Source organism: Sphingobium sp. Z007 (assembly GCF_900013425.1).
Lineage (GTDB): Bacteria > Pseudomonadota > Alphaproteobacteria > Sphingomonadales > Sphingomonadaceae > Sphingobium.
In genome coordinates this window covers 134,688-151,178 of record NZ_FBXK01000005.1, presented here as the reverse complement: position 1 = coordinate 151,178, position 16,491 = coordinate 134,688, and the positions used below count along the sequence as shown (strand labels likewise).

Annotated in this window: 17 protein-coding genes; 6 read left to right on the top strand and 11 right to left on the bottom strand. The window is 64.6% G+C overall.

The genetic code is table 11. From position 1 onward, the window contains the following. The 4 genes from CEQ44_RS08610 to CEQ44_RS08595 form a co-directional block, all read right to left on the bottom strand. Positions 1 to 1,290: an adenylosuccinate synthase gene (locus CEQ44_RS08610; RefSeq protein WP_088185240.1), complete on the bottom strand. Its 1,290-nt coding sequence runs from the start codon at positions 1,288 to 1,290 to the stop codon at positions 1 to 3. A 135-nt stretch (positions 1,291 to 1,425) separates the two neighbouring features. Next, entirely contained in the window at positions 1,426 to 2,556 is a 1,131-nt protein-coding gene (locus CEQ44_RS08605; RefSeq protein WP_088185241.1) for an ATP phosphoribosyltransferase regulatory subunit, read from the bottom strand. A gap of 165 nt (positions 2,557 to 2,721) precedes the next feature. Then, a complete protein-coding gene (gene serA, locus CEQ44_RS08600) occupies positions 2,722 to 4,302 on the bottom strand; it encodes a phosphoglycerate dehydrogenase (RefSeq protein ID WP_088185242.1) in 1,581 nt (526 codons plus the stop codon). A 125-nt stretch (positions 4,303 to 4,427) separates the two neighbouring features. Continuing rightward, the gene (locus tag CEQ44_RS08595) at positions 4,428 to 5,588 is read right to left on the bottom strand and encodes a phosphoserine transaminase (protein WP_088185243.1); all 1,161 of its coding nucleotides are present in this window, start codon (positions 5,586 to 5,588) and stop codon (positions 4,428 to 4,430) included. A gap of 172 nt (positions 5,589 to 5,760) precedes the next feature. Between CEQ44_RS08595 and CEQ44_RS08590 the strand changes: the two genes are divergently transcribed. From CEQ44_RS08590 to CEQ44_RS08570, 5 genes are all read left to right on the top strand, one after another. After that, positions 5,761 to 6,438, top strand: coding sequence for an extensin family protein (locus tag CEQ44_RS08590; RefSeq protein WP_373438219.1), 678 nt, complete (start codon positions 5,761 to 5,763; stop codon positions 6,436 to 6,438). 105 nt (positions 6,439 to 6,543) lie between these two features. Continuing rightward, positions 6,544 to 7,422, top strand: a complete 879-nt coding sequence (locus tag CEQ44_RS08585; protein WP_088185245.1) for a TIGR00730 family Rossman fold protein — start codon at positions 6,544 to 6,546, stop codon at positions 7,420 to 7,422. Between the two features lie 208 nt (positions 7,423 to 7,630). Next, the gene (locus CEQ44_RS08580) at positions 7,631 to 8,302 is read left to right on the top strand and encodes a pyrimidine 5'-nucleotidase (protein WP_088185246.1); all 672 of its coding nucleotides are present in this window, start codon (positions 7,631 to 7,633) and stop codon (positions 8,300 to 8,302) included. Next, complete coding sequence (gene dapD, locus CEQ44_RS08575; RefSeq protein ID WP_088185247.1) at positions 8,299 to 9,138, top strand: 2,3,4,5-tetrahydropyridine-2,6-dicarboxylate N-succinyltransferase; 840 nt, start codon at positions 8,299 to 8,301, stop codon at positions 9,136 to 9,138. Before CEQ44_RS08580 ends, dapD begins: the two co-directional genes overlap by 4 nt. Positions 9,139 to 9,222: 84 nt before the next feature. Continuing rightward, the gene (locus tag CEQ44_RS08570) at positions 9,223 to 9,945 is read left to right on the top strand and encodes a winged helix-turn-helix domain-containing protein (RefSeq protein ID WP_088185248.1); all 723 of its coding nucleotides are present in this window, start codon (positions 9,223 to 9,225) and stop codon (positions 9,943 to 9,945) included. Between the two features lie 3 nt (positions 9,946 to 9,948). Here CEQ44_RS08570 and CEQ44_RS08565 read toward each other — a convergent pair whose 3' ends face one another. The 6 genes from CEQ44_RS08565 to CEQ44_RS08540 form a co-directional block, all read right to left on the bottom strand. Then, entirely contained in the window at positions 9,949 to 10,938 is a 990-nt protein-coding gene (locus CEQ44_RS08565) for a DUF2891 domain-containing protein (RefSeq protein WP_088185249.1), read from the bottom strand. Continuing rightward, positions 10,935 to 11,870 carry a DUF979 domain-containing protein gene (locus CEQ44_RS08560; RefSeq protein WP_088185250.1) on the bottom strand — a complete coding sequence of 312 codons (936 nt, stop codon included), beginning with the start codon at positions 11,868 to 11,870 and terminating at the stop codon, positions 10,935 to 10,937. The genes CEQ44_RS08565 and CEQ44_RS08560 overlap by 4 nt, the downstream gene beginning before the upstream one ends. Next, positions 11,867 to 12,544 carry a DUF969 domain-containing protein gene (locus CEQ44_RS08555; RefSeq protein WP_088185251.1) on the bottom strand — a complete coding sequence of 226 codons (678 nt, stop codon included), beginning with the start codon at positions 12,542 to 12,544 and terminating at the stop codon, positions 11,867 to 11,869. The genes CEQ44_RS08560 and CEQ44_RS08555 overlap by 4 nt, the downstream gene beginning before the upstream one ends. Before the next feature lie 18 nt (positions 12,545 to 12,562). Then, positions 12,563 to 13,141, bottom strand: coding sequence for a PAS domain-containing protein (locus CEQ44_RS08550; RefSeq protein ID WP_176400398.1), 579 nt, complete (start codon positions 13,139 to 13,141; stop codon positions 12,563 to 12,565). Between the two features lie 107 nt (positions 13,142 to 13,248). Continuing rightward, positions 13,249 to 13,842 (bottom strand): nitroreductase family protein, encoded by a 594-nt coding sequence (locus tag CEQ44_RS08545; RefSeq protein WP_088185252.1) that lies wholly within the window; start codon positions 13,840 to 13,842, stop codon positions 13,249 to 13,251. 78 nt (positions 13,843 to 13,920) lie between these two features. Beyond that, complete coding sequence (locus CEQ44_RS08540) at positions 13,921 to 14,106, bottom strand: hypothetical protein (protein ID WP_088185253.1); 186 nt, start codon at positions 14,104 to 14,106, stop codon at positions 13,921 to 13,923. Positions 14,107 to 14,347: 241 nt separating this feature from the next. On the opposite strand from CEQ44_RS08540, the gene CEQ44_RS08535 reads away from it, so the two are divergent. Next, positions 14,348 to 14,626, top strand: a complete 279-nt coding sequence (locus CEQ44_RS08535) for a hypothetical protein (RefSeq protein ID WP_088185254.1) — start codon at positions 14,348 to 14,350, stop codon at positions 14,624 to 14,626. 371 nt (positions 14,627 to 14,997) lie between these two features. Here CEQ44_RS08535 and CEQ44_RS08530 read toward each other — a convergent pair whose 3' ends face one another. Further along, positions 14,998 to 16,428: an aldehyde dehydrogenase family protein gene (locus CEQ44_RS08530; protein ID WP_088185255.1), complete on the bottom strand. Its 1,431-nt coding sequence runs from the start codon at positions 16,426 to 16,428 to the stop codon at positions 14,998 to 15,000. Positions 16,429 to 16,491 lie beyond the last annotated feature (63 nt).

Here is a 16,491-nt window from a genome sequence, read left to right as displayed (position 1 = left end):
TTAATCCGCGAAGGGATCGCGGACGAGGATGGTGTCGTCGCGTTCCGGGGACGTGGAGACGAGCGTGACCGGGCAACCGATCAGCTCTTCGATCCGGCGGATATATTTAATAGCCTGCGCGGGCAGGTCCGCCCAGCTGCGCGCGCCGGCCGTGGTGTCGTGCCAGCCTTCGATCGTCTCGTAGATCGGCTGCGCCTTCGCCTGGTCCTGCGCATGGGCGGGTAGATAGTCGAACTTTTGATCGCCAATCTGGTATCCGACGCAGATTTTCAGTGCGTCGAACCCATCCAGCACGTCCAGCTTGGTGAGCGCGATGCCGGTGACGCCCGACACCGCAATCGACTGGCGCACCAGCACGGCGTCGAACCAGCCGCAGCGGCGCTTGCGACCGGTGACGGTGCCAAATTCATGGCCGCGCTCACCCAGCCGCTGGCCGGTTTCGTCTTCCAATTCGGTCGGGAACGGGCCGGAGCCAACGCGGGTGGTATAAGCCTTGACGATGCCCAGCACGAAGCCAGCCGCATTGGGACCAAGGCCCGTGCCGCTCGCCGCCGTGCCCGCGACCGTGTTGGACGATGTGACGAAGGGATAGGTGCCATGGTCGATGTCGAGCAGCGTGCCCTGCGCGCCTTCGAACAGGATGCGCTTGCCCGCAGCCTTCGCCTTATTAAGCGTCAGCCAGACCGGCTTGACGAAGGGCAAAATGAAATCGGCGATCTCGGTCAGTTCCGCCATCAGGCGGGCGCGGTCGATCGGCGCTTCGCCGAAACCGGCGCGCAGCGCGTCATGATGCGCGGTCAGGCGGTCGATCTGAAGGTCGAGGTCATCCAGATGCGCCAGGTCGCAGACACGGATCGCGCGACGGCCGACCTTGTCCTCATAGGCCGGGCCGATGCCGCGGCGCGTGGTGCCGATCTTGCCCGCGCCCGATGCGTCTTCGCGCAGACCATCGAGGTCGCGGTGGAAGGGCAGGATCAGCGGGCAGGTTTCGGCGATCTGGAGATTGTCGGGCGTGATCGTCACGCCCTGCCCCTTCAGCTTGGCGACCTCATCGCGGAAATGCCAGGGGTCCAGCACCACGCCATTGCCGATCACCGACAGCGTGCCGCGCACGATGCCCGATGGCAACAGCGAGAGCTTATAGACCTTTTCGCCCACCACCAGCGTATGGCCGGCATTATGGCCGCCCTGAAAACGGGCGACGACATCGGCGCGCTCCGACAGCCAGTCGACGATCTTGCCTTTGCCTTCGTCGCCCCACTGGGCGCCGATCACGGTTACATTTGCCACAGATACAGTCCTCCGCCCGCCGCGCGGACCGGCCATGCCCTTCGACGGGACTCGGCATGCCGGTGGGATCAAGCGGGCGCGCAGGGCACCCTGTTACGGGGCGCGCGTTAGCCGCGCTGCCCCGGTGAAGTCAAGTCAGTAGGCGCGTGGGCTGTCGCCATCCAGCCAGTGCGAGCAGCGTTGGGCCGCGCCATTTTCATCGCCGGACAGCGCCGCGACCGTGTGCCAGCCCTCCGCGCGCAGCGCAGTTGCGCACGCCGCGTTATGCCCAATCGGCAGGAACAGGCGCTTGGGGCTTTCGCCGCCGAAACCTGCGTCGATCAGCGGGTCAGGATAGAGCGAGAAGCCCATGGCCGGTTCGTCCGCGCCGTCCGCCCGCGCAATGGCGTAGCTGCCGCCGCGACCGATCTCGCCAATGAAGCCCTCGGCGAAGATGGAGAAGCCGAACCAGTTCTGAAATTCGAAACCGTGCCGTTCGGTCGGGTCGAGCGTCAGGGTGATGTCCCAGCCGATCGGTTTGGCGATGGCGCGCAGGCCCGCGATGCGGCTGTCGATCGCGCCGCCCAGTTGCGCGCTGAAGGCTTCCAGCCGCTCCATCGCGGCGTGGAAAGGCCCGGTCGCCTCAATGAGCGGCAGATAGGCCGCCGCCGCCGGGCTGATGGCGACCAATGCGCCGGCATCCTTGGCGTCCAGTTCGGCGCGCACCGCCTCGATCGCCTGCGGGCCGAGCGGCAGAGGGCCGGCCGCCAGCGCGTCGATCAGGTCGGGCAGCGTGAAGTCGATGGTGATGCCGGTGACGCCGGCGGCCTGCAACGCCTCGATCGCGATATTGACGATCTCCACCGCGGCGGCGACGCTATCGCTGCCGATCAGTTCGGCGCCGAGCTGGAGCTTCTCGCGCTCAGGGCGCAATTGACTGGCTTTCTGGCGGATCACTGGCCCGGCATAGGAGAGGCGTAGGGGACGCGGCGCGGCGGCCAGGCGCGTGGCGGCGATGCGGCCGACCTGCGCCGTCATGTCCGGCCGGAAAGCCAGGCTGCGCTGCGACACCGGATCTACGGCGCGGACCAGATCCTGCGCGCGCATGGATTTCAACCGCTGCGTCAGCGTGTCCTCAAACTCCGCGAGCGGCGGCATGACCCGTTCATAGCCATGGCTTGCGACCGTATCGAGCACGCGGCGCGCCAGCCGCGCGGAGGCTTCGGCCTGCGGCGGCAGGCGATCGGAGAGGCCTTCGGGCAGGAGGCTGGGCGGGATCATGGTCATGGGTGGCCTTTAGCCGATAACGCCGTAATATCCAGACTCCGTTCGTCCTGAGTAGCCATTGAGCGAAGTCGAAATGGCGTATCGAAGGAGAGCCACGAGGCAATCCTTCGATACGGGTCTTCGACTTCGCTCAGCCCCTACTCAGGACGAACGGATGTGGAAAACTTACACAAACCGCAGCAGCTTCACCTGCTTCACGCCGGTCAGGTTGCAGATTTCCCAGCGCAGCGGTTCGGTGACGGTGCCATCGACCGACAGCAGCAGCACGGCTTCGCCGCCCTGATTGCGGCGGCCCAGGTGGAAGGTGCCGATGTTGACGTCCGATTCGCCCAGCTTGCTCCCCAGGCGGCCGATGAAACCGGGCGCGTCCTGGTTGACGATGTAGAGCATGGTGCCGTCCAGATCAGCTTCCACCTTGATACCGAACAGTTCGACCAGGCGCGGGCTGTTGGGACCAAACAGCGTGCCCGCAACCGAGCGCTCGCCATTTTCGGTGGTGACGGTGACGCGGATCAGCGTCTGATACGCGCCTTCGCGGTCGTGACGGACTTCGCGCACGTCAAGGCCGCGTTCTTTGGCCAGAAAGGGCGCGTTGACCATGTTCACCGTGTCGGAATAGACGCGCATCAGGCCGGCCAGCACCGCCGCCGTGATCGGCTTCTGGTTCAGTTCGGCGGCGTGGCCTTCGACCTCAACCGCAACGCCGGTGATCGCGTCGCCTTCCAACTGGCCGACAAGGCTGCCCAGCTTTTCCGCGATCGCCATATAGGGCTTGAGCTTGGGCGCTTCCTCGGCGCTCAGCGACGGTACGTTGAGCGCATTGGTGATGCCGCCGTCGAGCAGATAGTCGCTCAGCTGATCGGCGACCTGCAACGCGACATTGACCTGCGCTTCGTCGGTCGATGCGCCCAGATGCGGGGTGCAAATGAAGTTCGGCGTGCCGAACAGCGGCGATTCCTTGGCCGGTTCGGTCTGGAACACGTCAAGCGCCGCGCCCGCGACCTGGCCCGAATCCAGCGCCTCCTTGAGCGCAGCCTCATCGATCAGGCCGCCGCGCGCGCAGTTGATGATGCGCACGCCCTTCTTGGTCTTGGCCAGGTTTTCGCGGCTCAGAATATTGCGCGTCTGGTCCGTCAGCGGCGTGTGCAGCGTGATGAAATCGGCCTTGGCCAGCAGGGTGTCCAGGTCCGCCTTTTCCACGCCCATTTCGATCGCGCGTTCGGGCGTCAGGAAGGGATCGAAGGCAACGACCTTCATTTTCAGCCCCAACGCGCGGCTGGCGACGATCGACCCGATATTGCCCGCGCCAATGAGGCCCAGCGTCTTGCCGGTGACTTCCACGCCCATGAAGCCGTTCTTGGGCCACAGGCCCGCTTGCGTCTGGGCGTTGGCTTCGGGCAGCTGGCGGGCCAGCGCGAACATCAGCGCAATGGCATGTTCGGCGGTGGTGATGGAGTTGCCGAACGGGGTGTTCATAACGATCACGCCCTTGGCCGACGCATAGGGGATGTCGACATTGTCGACGCCGATGCCCGCGCGGCCGATGACCTTCAGGTTCGTCGCAGCGTCCAGAATCGCCTTCGTCACCTTGGTCGAGCTGCGGATGGCCAAGCCGTCATAGTCGCCGATGATGGCGATCAGTTCTTCGGGCGTCTTGCCGGTGATTTCGTCGACCTCGACGCCACGTTCGCGAAAGATTGCGGCGGCGCGGGGGTCCATTTTGTCGGAAATGAGGACTTTGGGCATAACGAATTGCCTTTCTGCAATTCGTCATCCTGACGAAAGTCAGGATCTCAGGAGGCTATGCTTGTGCCTGGAGGCCTGAGATCCCAGCTTTCGCTGGGATGACGGTATATTAGGGATAATTAAGTTCAGGCAGCCTTGAGCGTAGCATAGGCCCAGTCGAGCCACGGCCCCAGCGCTTCGATATCCGCCGTTTCCACGGTCGCGCCGCACCAGATGCGCAGGCCTGCCGGGGCATCGCGATAGCCCGCAATGTCATAGGCCGCGCCTTCCTTTTCCAGCAGCGCGGCGAAGGCCTTGATAAAGGCTTCGTCGGCGCCTTCGACGGTCAGGCACACGCTGGTCTTGGACCGCGACGCTTCATCGACGGCGAGATGGCCAAGCCAGTCGCGCTCCGCGACGATCTTGCCCAGCGCAGCGGCATTGGCGTCGCTCCGCGCGATCAGGCCGGCCGAGCCGCCAATCGACTTGGCCCATTCCAGCGCGAAGATCGCGTCCTCGACCGCCAGCATGGACGGGGTGTTGATCGTCTCGCCCTTGAACACGCCTTCCGCCAGCTTCCCCTTGGACACCAGGCGGAACACCTTGGGCAGCGGCCAGGCGGGGGTGTAGGTTTCGAGGCGCTCGACGGCGCGGGGGCCGAGGATCAGCACGCCATGGCCGCCCTCGCCGCCTAGCACCTTCTGCCAGGAGAAGGTGGCGACGTCGATCTTGGCCCAGTCGATGTCATAGGCGAACACCGCGCTGGTCGCGTCGGCGAAGGTCAGACCTTCGCGGTCGGCGGGGATGAAATCGGCGTTTGGCACGCGCACGCCCGATGTCGTACCGTTCCAGGTGAACAACACGTCGTTGCTGAAATCGACCTGCGTCAGATCAGGCAACTGGCCATAGTCGGCGCGGATGACGGTGGGGTCGAGCTTGAGCTGCTTGGCGGCGTCCGTCACCCAGCCTTCGCCGAAGCTTTCCCAGGCGATGGTGGTGACCGGGCGCGCGCCCAGCATCGTCCACATCGCCATTTCAAACGCGCCGGTGTCGGACCCCGGCACGATGCCGATGCGGTGGGTGTCGGGCAGGCCCAGCAGCTCGCGCATCAGGTCGATGCTGTAGGCCAGGCGGGTCTTGCCGATCTTGGCGCGATGCGAGCGGCCGAGCGAGTCGGTCGCCAGCTTGTCGGCGCTCCAGCCGGGCGGCTTGGCGCAGGGACCGGAAGAGAAGAAGGGGCGGGCCGGACGGGTTGCGGGCTTTTGCGCAGGCGCAAGGGTGGCGTCAACGGCAGTCAAATCAGTCATGTAGCGTCTCCTTACAGAGAGCAGCGCGGCGTTGGGGCCGCGTGGCCCGTCGGCCGCCCTAAAGATTTCGGCAGACCTGTCAAGCGACCCATGAAATCGGACGAAGCGAATGCGCGGTTAACCTTCGTAAAGATTCTGCCTGCTAGCATCCCGACTCATGAGCGAATGGGCGATGAGAATGCGAAGGGCGCATGGCGCAGGCTTCGCTGCGCTAGTGGCGCTGGTCTTGAGCGGATGCAGCGGCGACCTGGTGCCGCGCGGCCGGGTGGCGCGTGCGCCGACGCCCCCGTCGCGGCCCGTGCGCGCGCCTGCGCAACCGGCGCTGGAAACGCGCCAATGCTTTGCGAAACTTCAGTCGCAGGCGGTGGCCTTCACCCCCCTGCCCGACCGCATGTTCGGTGGCGGATGCAGCGCGGTGAACAGCGTCAAATTACTCGACATCGGCGTGCCCGCGACCAATTTGGGCGCGATGACATGCAATCTGGCCGCCAATTTCGCGGCCTGGGCGCGCTATGGCGTGCAGCCCGCGGCACGCATGATCTTTGGCGTGGAGATCGAGAGAATCGAGACGTTCGGCACCTATAATTGCCGGCCGATCGCGGGCAGCGGCAAATTGTCCGAACATGCGCACAGCAATGCGATCGACGTGTCCGCCTTCGTTCTGTCCGACGGGCGGCGCATCAGCATCCAGAAGGACTGGGCCGGCGGCCGGCAGACCCGCCAGTTCCTCACGCTCGTGCACGCCAGTGCGTGCAAGCGGTTCAACACCGTCCTCAGCCCCGATTACAACGCCGCGCATCACGACCATTTTCATTTCGACATGGGCGGGCGTGGCGGGTTTTGCCGCTAAGCGGCGGGGCGGCTTTTGCTGCTAGGGTTTTGAGCGATCCGTGTTCGCGCGCCCCTGAACAAACCAGACTTGGATTTGTCACCGCGCGCCACTAAATTGGCGCGAATGACGAAAAAAGACATTGAAGAACGCAAATTCCGCCCGGCCCGCGAAGAGGCCCATGACGCCAAGAAACAGCTTGGCACCCCCCAGACGCAGAGTGCGGCCTATAAGCTGGCTTTCCAGGACAGCGAGTTCCTGTTGCGCGAAGACCTGCGCCCGGTCCGCTTCCAGCTGGAGCTGTTGAAGCCGCAATTGCTGATGGACGAGGCGCAGATCGAATCGACCTTTGTCTTCTACGGATCGGCCCGCATCCCCGAACCCGACCAGGTCCAGGCGCGGATCGACGCCGCCACGACGCCGGAACAGAAGCGGATCGCGGAAAATCTGGGCGCCAAAGCCCGCTATTATGAAGAAGCGCGGGCGTTGGCCCGGATCGCCGCGCAATATCCGGTGAACGCGGAAGGATGCCGCCACTTCGTCGTCTGTTCGGGCGGCGGACCATCGATCATGGAAGCCGCCAATCGCGGCGCGCAGGATGTCGGCCAGACCACGATCGGCATGAACATCGTCCTGCCGCACGAACAGGCGCCCAACCGCTTCGTCACGCCGGAACTGAGCTTCCAGTTCCATTATTTCGCGCTGCGCAAGATGCATTTCTTGCTGCGCGCCCGCGCGCTCGCGGTTTTCCCCGGCGGCTTCGGCACGTTCGATGAAATGTTCGAACTGCTGACGCTCATTCAGACCGGCAAGATGAAGCCGATCCCGATCCTGCTGTTCGGCAAGACCTTCTGGAACCGGGTGGTGGATTTCGAGGCGCTGGCGGACGAAGGCGTGATCGCGCATTCGGACCTCAACCTGCTGACCTGGGTCGAAACGGCGGAAGACGCCTGGACCGCGGTGCAGGCCTTCTATCAGGACAGCGAGCCGCTGGGCTGCGGCTAAAAACCCTCTCCCCTTGGGGGAGAGGGTAGCGAGACTTGGCGGCTTTGCCGCCTAGTCGCAGCCGGAGAGGGGGCGAGTGACCCGCCATGCCTCCCCCCTCTTCCAACTTCGCCTAAGCCCTTCGGACCAAGGCTCCATACCCTACTCCCCCGCGGGGAGAAGGGTTAGAGGCCTTGCCCTTCCCCCCGCACCGGACTAGGGCGCGGCCATGCGCGCGGATATGGCCCATATCGACACCTGGATCTTTGATCTGGACAATACGCTCTACCCGGCGAAGACGGACCTGTTCGCGCTGATCGACGTGAAGATGGGCGAGTTCATCCAGGGGTTGCTCGGCTGCGATCCGGTCGAGGCGCGCACGGTCCAGAAGCGCTATTTCATGGATCATGGCACGACATTGTCGGGGCTGATGCACCATCATGGCATCGAACCGCGCGCATTTCTCGACTATGTGCATGACATTTCGATGGAGCGGCTGACGGTCGATCCTGCGCTCAACGCCCATATCGCCGCGCTGTCGGGCCGCCGCCTGATCTTCACCAATGGCGACGCGGCCTATGCGACCCGCGTGCTCCACAAGCTTGGATTGGCGCAAGCGTTCGAACTGATCCACGACATCCACGCCTGCCAGTATATACCCAAGCCCGATCCGTCGGGCTATGCGGAGTTGTGCCGCGTTCACGCCATAGACCCAACCCGCGCCGCCTTTTTCGAGGACATGGCGCGCAACCTCAAGCCCGCCAAGGCGATCGGCATGACTACCATCTGGGTCAATAACGGATCGGAAGCGGGCCATCACGACCATCATCCCGATTTCATCGATTTCGAGACAGACCATCTGACGCCATTTCTGGCCGCCATCATTGGGGAGCATCCATGAGCCAAGACCTGCAAGCCATCATCGACGCCGCGTGGGAAGACCGCGCCAATGTCAGCCTGACGACGCAAGGGCCGGTGCGCGATGCCGTCAATGCGGCGCTCGCCCTGCTCGACAGCGGCAAGGGCCGCGTCGCAGAGCCGGTCGATGGCGGCTGGCAGGTCAACCAGTGGCTCAAAAAGGCGGTCCTGCTGTCGTTCCGCCTCAACGACAACGCCCTGATCGAAAACGGCCCCGGTGGCGGTTTCTGGTGGGACAAGGTGCCCAGCAAATTCGCCGGCTGGGGTGAAGCGGAATTTCGCGCCGCCGGCTTCCGCGCGGTGCCGGGCGCCTTCGCCCGCGCCGGCGCGCATATCGCCAAAAACGCCATCCTGATGCCCAGCTTCGTCAATATCGGTGCCTTCGTCGATGAAGGCACGATGGTCGACGCCTGGGTGACGGTGGGTAGCTGCGCCCAGATCGGCAAGAATGTCCATCTGTCCGGCGGCGTGGGCATTGGCGGCGTGCTGGAGCCGCTCCAGGCGGACCCGGTCATCATCGAGGATGACTGCTTCATCGGCGCCCGGTCCGAAGTGGTCGAAGGCGTGCGCATCGGCAAGGGATCGGTCCTGTCGATGGGTGTGTTCATCGGCCAGTCGACCAAGATCATCGACCGCGCGACGGGGGAAATCTTCATGGGCGAAGTGCCGCCCTATTCGGTCATCGTCCCCGGCTCGCTCCCCGGCAAGCCGCTGCCCGATGGCACCCCCGGCCCCAGCCTTTATTGCGCCGTGATCGTCAAGCGCGTGGACGCCCAGACGCGCTCGAAGACCGGCATCAACGAGCTGCTGCGCGACTGATATCGCCAAGGGGTGCGCCTTTTTCGACAATCGCGCACCCCATGGCACGCGACGGGATGATCGCAGCGGCATCGTCCTGCGGACATGACAGGTTCGCACAACCGCCTTCTGATCGCCGATGACGACACGCCCCTGGTGGCGCAACTGGCCGACGCCTTCGCCCGTTACGGCCTGATCGTGGACGGCGCGGCAACCCTGTTGCAGATGCGCGCGGCGCTGGCGCAGCAGGATTATGCGCTGGTGGTGCTGGACACGGCCATCGCCCCGGACCAGGGGACGGCGCTCTTGCGCGAACTGGCGATCGAACGCCACCTGCCAGTGATCGTCCATAGCGCCGCCTGCAGCGACACGGACAGGATCGCCACGTTGGAGCTGGGTGCGGAAGATTGCCTGGGCAAGCCCGCCAACCCGCGCGAACTGCTGGCCCGCATCCGCGCCGCGCTGCGCGGCCGGATGACGCCGGGCGCCCGCGTTGACGCGCCCGCGGCGCGCCGCTTCGTGTCGTTCGAAGGCTGGCGCGTGGACATAACCACCGGCCAGCTGTTCGATCCGAAAGGGACGGCCGTGTCTTTGTCGGACGGGGAATTTCAGCTACTGCGCGTCTTTGTCCAACATCCGCGCCAGGTGCTGGACCGCAGCCGCCTGCTCGACCGGGTCTATGGCGGGAGCGCCGACCATTATGACCGGTCGATCGATGTGCAGCTTTGCCGCCTGCGCCGCAAATTGTCCGCCAGCGGCCTGAAAGGCCCGGTCATCCGCACCATCCGCAACGAAGGCTATATGTTCGTCCACGCCGTGACGAACTAGCGCTTACTCCAGCGCCAGCAGGGCAAAGGTGGCAAGCCAATGTTCGCCCATATAATCGCCCGCGACATGGGGCAGGCTGGCGGCGACATGGACCTGTGCGGCCTCCTGCACCCGCGCGGCGACCGCATCGTCCGGCCCCAGCGCGGCGGCGATCACGCGCCAGCACCAGCCGCGGCTGAGGTTCAGGCCGTCGAGATGCGCGATCTTGCCGTCGCTGCGATCCGACACGGTGGCTGGCGTGAACAAAGTCGCCGGTTCGCCCCGCGCCAGATCGGGCAGGAAGGCTTGGAACCAGGCGGCAAAGGCCGGGCGGTCCAGCAACCGGCTCATCAGCAAGGCTTCGCACAAAGCAGGCGAGAGAAATTCGTCGCCGCCCGGTTCCCATGCCTGACATCCCCGGTCCTGCCCGAACCAGCCGATCGCCTTATCGCGGATCAGCGCGACTAACGCCGGATCGCGCGTCTGCGCCCAATCCAGCGTCAGGGTCAGCGCGAAGGCGATGTTGAAATGCGTGCCGACCCGCAGCGGATAAGTCAGCTTGGGCAGGAAAGCATGGAAACGCCCCGCGAACGCTTCCGCCAGCGGGGCGAAGGCCGCCGCCCAGGGCGCATCGTGCCGCGCCAGTTCATCATGCAGCGCCAGCGCCCAGGCCCAGCCATAGGGCCGTTCGAACCCGGCGCTCAGTGGCCGGTGCAGATAGGCGAGTTCCCCCGCCACCTTCTCCGGCACCAGCATCGCGTCGGCCCGCGCCCGGATCGCGCCTGCCTGCGCCATGTTGGGGAACAGGCGCAGCAGCCGCAGCACCTGCCACCAGCCATGGACGCAGCTATGCCAGTCGAAACTGCCGTGGAAGATCGGATGATGATCCTCCGGCGGCCGCGCATCCTCCGGCCCGCCCATCACCAGATCCATCTTGTAGGGATAGCGCTTCCCCAGATGGGACAGGGTCAGCGCGGCGAAACGATCGCCCAGGTCGGACGTCAAAAGGGTCATGGAAAAGCCAGCCAATAGATGAGCGCGATGTTGACGATCAGCAGCGGGACGGCGGTGCCGACCTGCCGCTTGATGACGCCATGCTTGTCCTTCAGTTCCAGCAGGGCGGCGGGCACCAGGTTGAAATTGGCGGCCATCGGCGTCAGCAAGGTGCCGCAGAAACCCGCCAGCATCCCAATCGCGCACACGATCGCCGGATCGCCATGATAGGTACGGATCAATAGCGGAATGCCGATCGCCGCTGTCATCACCGGGAAGGCGGCAAAGGCATTGCCCATGACCATGGTGAATAGCGCCATGCCGACGCCATAGGCGATCACCGCGCCGATCAGGCTGCCCTGCGGGATCGCCTGCTGCACGATGTCGCCCACGACGTCACCGACCCCCGCCAGCGCGAATACCGCGCCCAGGCTGGCCAGCATCTGCGGCAGGATCGCGGCCCAGCCGACACAGTCCATCAGCCGCCGCCCCTGCTGCAACGGCACCAGCGCACTGGCCCGCAACCACAAGCATCCCGCGCTCATCGCGATCAAGACGCCCAGCGCCAGCGCGATCAGCGTCGCCTGCTTTGCGTCGAACCAACCGGGTGCGGCTTTGAACAGAAAGGTGCCGACCAGCGCGGTCACCGGGATGATAAGCGCGATGGCGAACAGCCGGTTGCCCAAGCGATCGGCGCGCGCCTGCCGCACTGCCGGCGCTACCACGCCATCACCCCGGCCCAGCCCCAAAGCGCCCAGTCCGACGAGGCCCAGCACCAGCACGCCATTGCCCAGGTCGCCCAGCGCGTCGCCCGCCCACATGGATGTCGCCAGCAAGGCCCAGAAGGCCGCCGTCGTCCAACGCCGCGGATTGCCCCTGTCGGCCACGCCCAGCAGCGCAAAGGCGGCGAACACCGCGCCCGCCAGCGCATAGACCCAATGCAGCGTGATCATCGCGCGCGCGCCGCCCGGATGCGCGCCAGTTGCTTGTCGAGCCGCCACAGGCGAAAGCCATGGATCAGCAGCGCGGCGATCGCCGTCGGGATCGCCCAGACTGATAGTTGGAGCGGCTCCAGGCTGATGCCATATTGCTCCAGCAGACCCTTGATGAGCAGGATGGAGCCGATTGCCAGGAAGATATCCTCGCCAAAGAACAGCCCGACATTGTCGGTCGCCGCGGCCCAGGCCTTGATTTCCTCCCGCTCATCCTCATGCAATTCGCCCACCTGGGTTTCCGCCGCCGCTTCCGCGATCGGCGCGACCAGCGGGCGGACCGTCTGCGGATGCCCGGCCACCGAGGTTAGCCCAACGGCTGCCAGCGCCTGCCGCACGATCAGGTAGAAGGTCAGGAAGCGCCCGACCGTCGCCCCGCGCATTTTCGCGATCAACCCGCGCGCCCGTTCCTGCAATCCATGGGCTTCCAGCAGGCCGACGACCGGCAGCACGATCCAGATGATGCTGACATAGCGCGCTTCGTTGAACGCCTTGCCGAACGCCGCCAGGATCGCCAGCGGATCAAGCCCCGCCGCCAGCCCGGTGACGATCGCCGACGCCAGGATCACCAACAGCGGATGAAACCGCAGCAGGAAACCCGCCACGATGATCGCAATGCCCAGCAACACCATCAGCGGCGCGCGCCCGCCATGCTACAGCCCCGCCTCGATCGCCAGCCGGATGCCTTCGGCCGCGGTGCGCACGTTCAGCGCGCGCAGCATCGCCGCACGGTGCATCTTCACCGTGCGTTCGGTCAGCCCCAGATCATAGGCGATCTGTTTGTTCAGGCGCCCCTGCGCCATGCCGACCAGCACTGCGCGCTGCCGCTCGGTCAGCGTCGCGATCAGGGCGGCGGCATCCTCCGCCCGCTGGTCGCCGGGTTCCTGCACCGCCATTTGCGATCCCAGGAACCATTCCACCGATCCGTCGGCCGCAAAGATCGGCGCGATCATCAGCGCGTTGCGAAAGGGCGTGCCGTCCTTGCGATAATTGAGCAGTTCGACCAGCACCGGCCGACTGGCGCGGATGGCCTCGCGGATCATGTCCGTGCTCGCCCCGTCCGTGCCCGGCCCGCGCAAAAAGCGGCAATTACGGCCGATAATCTCTTCACGGCTATAGCCGGTGAGCGCCGTAAAGGCGTCATTACATTCGATAATCGGGTTGTCGGGCAGTCGCGGGTTGGTCACGACGGCAGGGACGGCGCTTTCGGCGATCATTTCGGGCAGGGACATGGACGATAGACACTCATCGGGACGAAGGCGCGTCGCCAATGCGACGCCCTTTGCCATCGTGCCTCAATTCACCCCCTCACTGCAAGGTGACCAAACGATATAGCGTGTCAGCCCGCAAAATTGCCCGAATGGGCGAAGGCTTCGATCGGCTTGCGGTCGCTGGGTTCCTCCCGCGCCTGGAGCGCTTCGGGCAGCAGTGCCTTGTCGCCCTGCCGGCCGATCGCGACCGCCGCCTCGATGCGAAAACGCTCCGGCACCGCCAGTTCGGCGCGCGCCTTGTCGAAATCGACGCCGGTCATGCCATGGGTGTGATAGCCCAGCCGCGTCGCCTGCAACGCCAACAGCGCCCAGGCCGCGCCCGCGTCGAAGCTGTGGCTGTGCGACGGCTTGAAGTCGTCGGACCCCGGCGCCGCCATCAGCGTGTCGGACAGGACGAAGACGATGACGCCGGCATTATGCACCCAGCTCTGGTTGAACGGCGCCAGCAGTTCCAGGAAACGCGACCAGTCGGCGCTGTCGCGATGGGCGTAGAGGAAGCGCCAGGGCTGATAGTTGAACGCCGACGGCGCCCAGCGCGCGGCATCGAAAATGGTGTCGAGATCATCCTGCGGCACAGCGGAGGAATCGAAAGCGCGGGGCGACCAGCGCTCCAGAAACAGGCTATCGACGGGGCGCGTGACGGCGCGGGGATTGGTGGCCATGCTATCTCCTGGGAAATGGGCGGTGGGAATGAGACGCCGATCTAGGCAGTCTTCTTCGACGATGAAATGACTGATCCGTCAATTCACCGTTTCGCACGAAGGCGCTGCGCTGTCGTCCAGATTGGACAATCGGAACAGCGCGTCGCCATCCCGCTCCATCAGCACGATGGACGGTTCGCGCAACAGAGCCTGCGCCAGCCGCGCGCGCCAGCGCCCGAATAGACCTTCGGCCGCCTGGCCATCCTGCTCCCGTCCGTCCTGCATAGCTGCTCCGCGCCGACTCACGCGGCTTATCTATCGATCTTATAGAGAATCGGCCTGCAAGCAAAGCTGACCCATGGGACAGAAAATTTTGGCATGGCGCAGCGGTCTTGTCATGATGCCCGACTGCGGGCTTTGCGGTTGATCCTAATCAGGATAGGCCATCCCGGCACGACGCCGCTCCCTCGATGCCGCCAGGGTTGACGCGCTCGTGCTGGTCCGATCTTCAGGAAGGTTTACCCATATGACCCCATTTGAACGCGCTCAAGCCGCGGCCTGGAACGAACTGTCGCGCCAGGGCGTGCAGACGCCTGTCGACCCAGAGTCGATCAATGGCGCCCTGGATATGCGCGCGATCGTCCACGCCATCCTCACCGCCATTCACGAACCGAGCCAGGAAATGGCGGAGGCCGGTGCGGAAGTCATCCGCGCCGTGTCGGCCGATGAGATCGCCGACGCCTATCAAAGCGATGCCGCCAACACCTGGCGGCTCATGGTCGATATACTGTTGGAGCGAGGGTGACGGCGGACTGCGATCGCCGCATCCTGCATCGACCAAAGGACGCCGCGCCGGCCCGGATTGCGCAGATGTTTTCCGATGTCAGAGGGCCGAAAACTGGTGGAGAGGGTGGAGTTATTAAGGCTCGAGCTGAAAATTTATATTAGAATCAAAACACTATGCCAAATGGTTCTTTCCCACAATTCTGTACCACGGAGATCCAGCTTCCCCAGTCGTCCGCTAATGTGGCGCACACTCAAACGATATCAATCGACAATCCGGCTTTACAAATAGCAGCATATATTGCCGCGTTTTTGGACATCGGCATAGCTGCCAACCTTGGACGCCAATTACGGCGTAAGCACCATTGCAGAGTGGTTAAAAGCGATCGAAACTCACTCGAGAAGGGCCGTTACCGTCTTGGTCTCGGTATAATGCAACAAGCCTTCCTCGCCGACTTCGCGGCCCCAGCCCGATTCCTTCACGCCGCCAAAGGGTGCCGACGGATCGTTCATGCCATGGGTGTTGATCCAGACCGTTCCGGCCTGCAATCGGCGCGCCGTCAGATGCGCGCGGGACAGGTGGCGGGTCCAGATATTGGCGGCCAGGCCATAGCGGGTGTCATTGGCTTGCCTGATCACATCGTCCACATCATCGAACGGGGTGGCGACCAGTACCGGCCCGAATATCTCCTCCCGAACAATGCTGGCTTCGGCACCAGGGTTGGCGAAAATCGTTGGTTCCACGAAATAGCCGTCCTGCCCGCCCGTCCCGCCGCCGATCACCAGTTCGGCACCGCTTGCCTGACCCTGCGCAATATAGTCCATCACCCGCGCCTGCTGCGTGCGTGATACGAGCGGCCCCAGCATCGTGTCGGGATCGCGGCCATGGCCGAGTTTGAAGCTCTTGGCGACCTGCGCCACGCCGTCCACCACCTTGTCGAACACCGACCGTTCGACATAGAGGCGCGAGGCGGCGAGGCAGACCTGCCCGGAATTGAAGAAGATGGCGAGTGCCGCGCCGATCGCCGCCTTGTCGAGATCCGCGTCGGCAAAGATGAGCGAGGGCGACTTGCCGCCCAGTTCCAGCGTGACGCGCTTGAGGTCTTTGGCGCAGGTCTGGACGATCTGCTTGCCGACGCGGGTCGACCCGGTGAAGGCGATCTTGTCGACGCCGGGATGCTCAACCAGCGCCTGCCCCGTCTCATGCCCATAGCCGGTGACGATGTTGAGCACGCCTTCGGGCAGCCCCGCCTCCAGCGCCAGTTCAGCCAGGCGCAGCGCGGTCAGCGGCGTGACTTCGGACGGTTTCAACACGATGGTACAGCCCGCCGCCAGCGCCGACGCGATCTTCCAGGCCGCCATCGCCAGCGGATAATTCCACGGCACGATCTGGCCAACGACACCAATCGGTTCGCGTACCGAATAGCTATGATATTGGCGGCCATCGCCGGAAATGGGGTTTACCTGCCCGTAAATCTTGGATGCCCAACCTGCCATGTAGCGAAAGATATCGACGGCGGCGGGCACATCCACCGCCAGCGCATGATGTACCGCCTTGCCATTGTCATAGCTTTCGAGCAGCGCCAGTTCCTGCGCATGATCCTCAATCTTGCGCGCGATCGCCTCGATGATCCTGCCGCGATCCAGCGGGCGCATCCGGCTCCAGGCGGCCGATTCGAACGCGGTCCGCGCTGCCCTGACGGCGCTATCGACATCGGCGGCCGTTCCTGCGGGAACAGCGGCGAACACCTTGCCGGTAGCCGGGTCTTCCACGTCGATGACGCGGCCGTCCGCGGCCGCTTCCCATGATCGACCGATCAACATTTTTTGCTGTGGAAGGCGAACCTGGAAACCGGCGTCACCATGTAATCCAGCGGCGATCGAAAC

What these genes read in the sequence shown, in the direction of transcription:
- CEQ44_RS08605 (WP_088185241.1), bottom strand. Translation starts at nt 2,556, where the DNA reads ATGACCATGATCCCGCCCAGCCTCCTGCCCGAAGGCCTCTCCGATCGC.
- serA (WP_088185242.1), bottom strand. Translation starts at nt 4,302, where the DNA reads ATGCCCAAAGTCCTCATTTCCGACAAAATGGACCCCCGCGCCGCCGCA.
- CEQ44_RS08595 (WP_088185243.1), bottom strand. Translation starts at nt 5,588, where the DNA reads ATGACTGATTTGACTGCCGTTGACGCCACCCTTGCGCCTGCGCAAAAG.
- CEQ44_RS08590 (WP_373438219.1), top strand. Translation starts at nt 5,761, where the DNA reads ATGAGAATGCGAAGGGCGCATGGCGCAGGCTTCGCTGCGCTAGTGGCG.
- CEQ44_RS08585 (WP_088185245.1), top strand. Translation starts at nt 6,544, where the DNA reads ATGACGAAAAAAGACATTGAAGAACGCAAATTCCGCCCGGCCCGCGAA.
- CEQ44_RS08580 (WP_088185246.1), top strand. Translation starts at nt 7,631, where the DNA reads ATGCGCGCGGATATGGCCCATATCGACACCTGGATCTTTGATCTGGAC.
- dapD (WP_088185247.1), top strand. Translation starts at nt 8,299, where the DNA reads ATGAGCCAAGACCTGCAAGCCATCATCGACGCCGCGTGGGAAGACCGC.
- CEQ44_RS08570 (WP_088185248.1), top strand. Translation starts at nt 9,223, where the DNA reads ATGACAGGTTCGCACAACCGCCTTCTGATCGCCGATGACGACACGCCC.
- CEQ44_RS08565 (WP_088185249.1), bottom strand. Translation starts at nt 10,938, where the DNA reads ATGACCCTTTTGACGTCCGACCTGGGCGATCGTTTCGCCGCGCTGACC.
- CEQ44_RS08560 (WP_088185250.1), bottom strand. Translation starts at nt 11,870, where the DNA reads ATGATCACGCTGCATTGGGTCTATGCGCTGGCGGGCGCGGTGTTCGCC.
- CEQ44_RS08550 (WP_176400398.1), bottom strand. Translation starts at nt 13,141, where the DNA reads ATGTCCCTGCCCGAAATGATCGCCGAAAGCGCCGTCCCTGCCGTCGTG.
- CEQ44_RS08545 (WP_088185252.1), bottom strand. Translation starts at nt 13,842, where the DNA reads ATGGCCACCAATCCCCGCGCCGTCACGCGCCCCGTCGATAGCCTGTTT.
- CEQ44_RS08540 (WP_088185253.1), bottom strand. Translation starts at nt 14,106, where the DNA reads ATGCAGGACGGACGGGAGCAGGATGGCCAGGCGGCCGAAGGTCTATTC.
- CEQ44_RS08535 (WP_088185254.1), top strand. Translation starts at nt 14,348, where the DNA reads ATGACCCCATTTGAACGCGCTCAAGCCGCGGCCTGGAACGAACTGTCG.
- CEQ44_RS08530 (WP_088185255.1), bottom strand. Translation starts at nt 16,428, where the DNA reads ATGTTGATCGGTCGATCATGGGAAGCGGCCGCGGACGGCCGCGTCATC.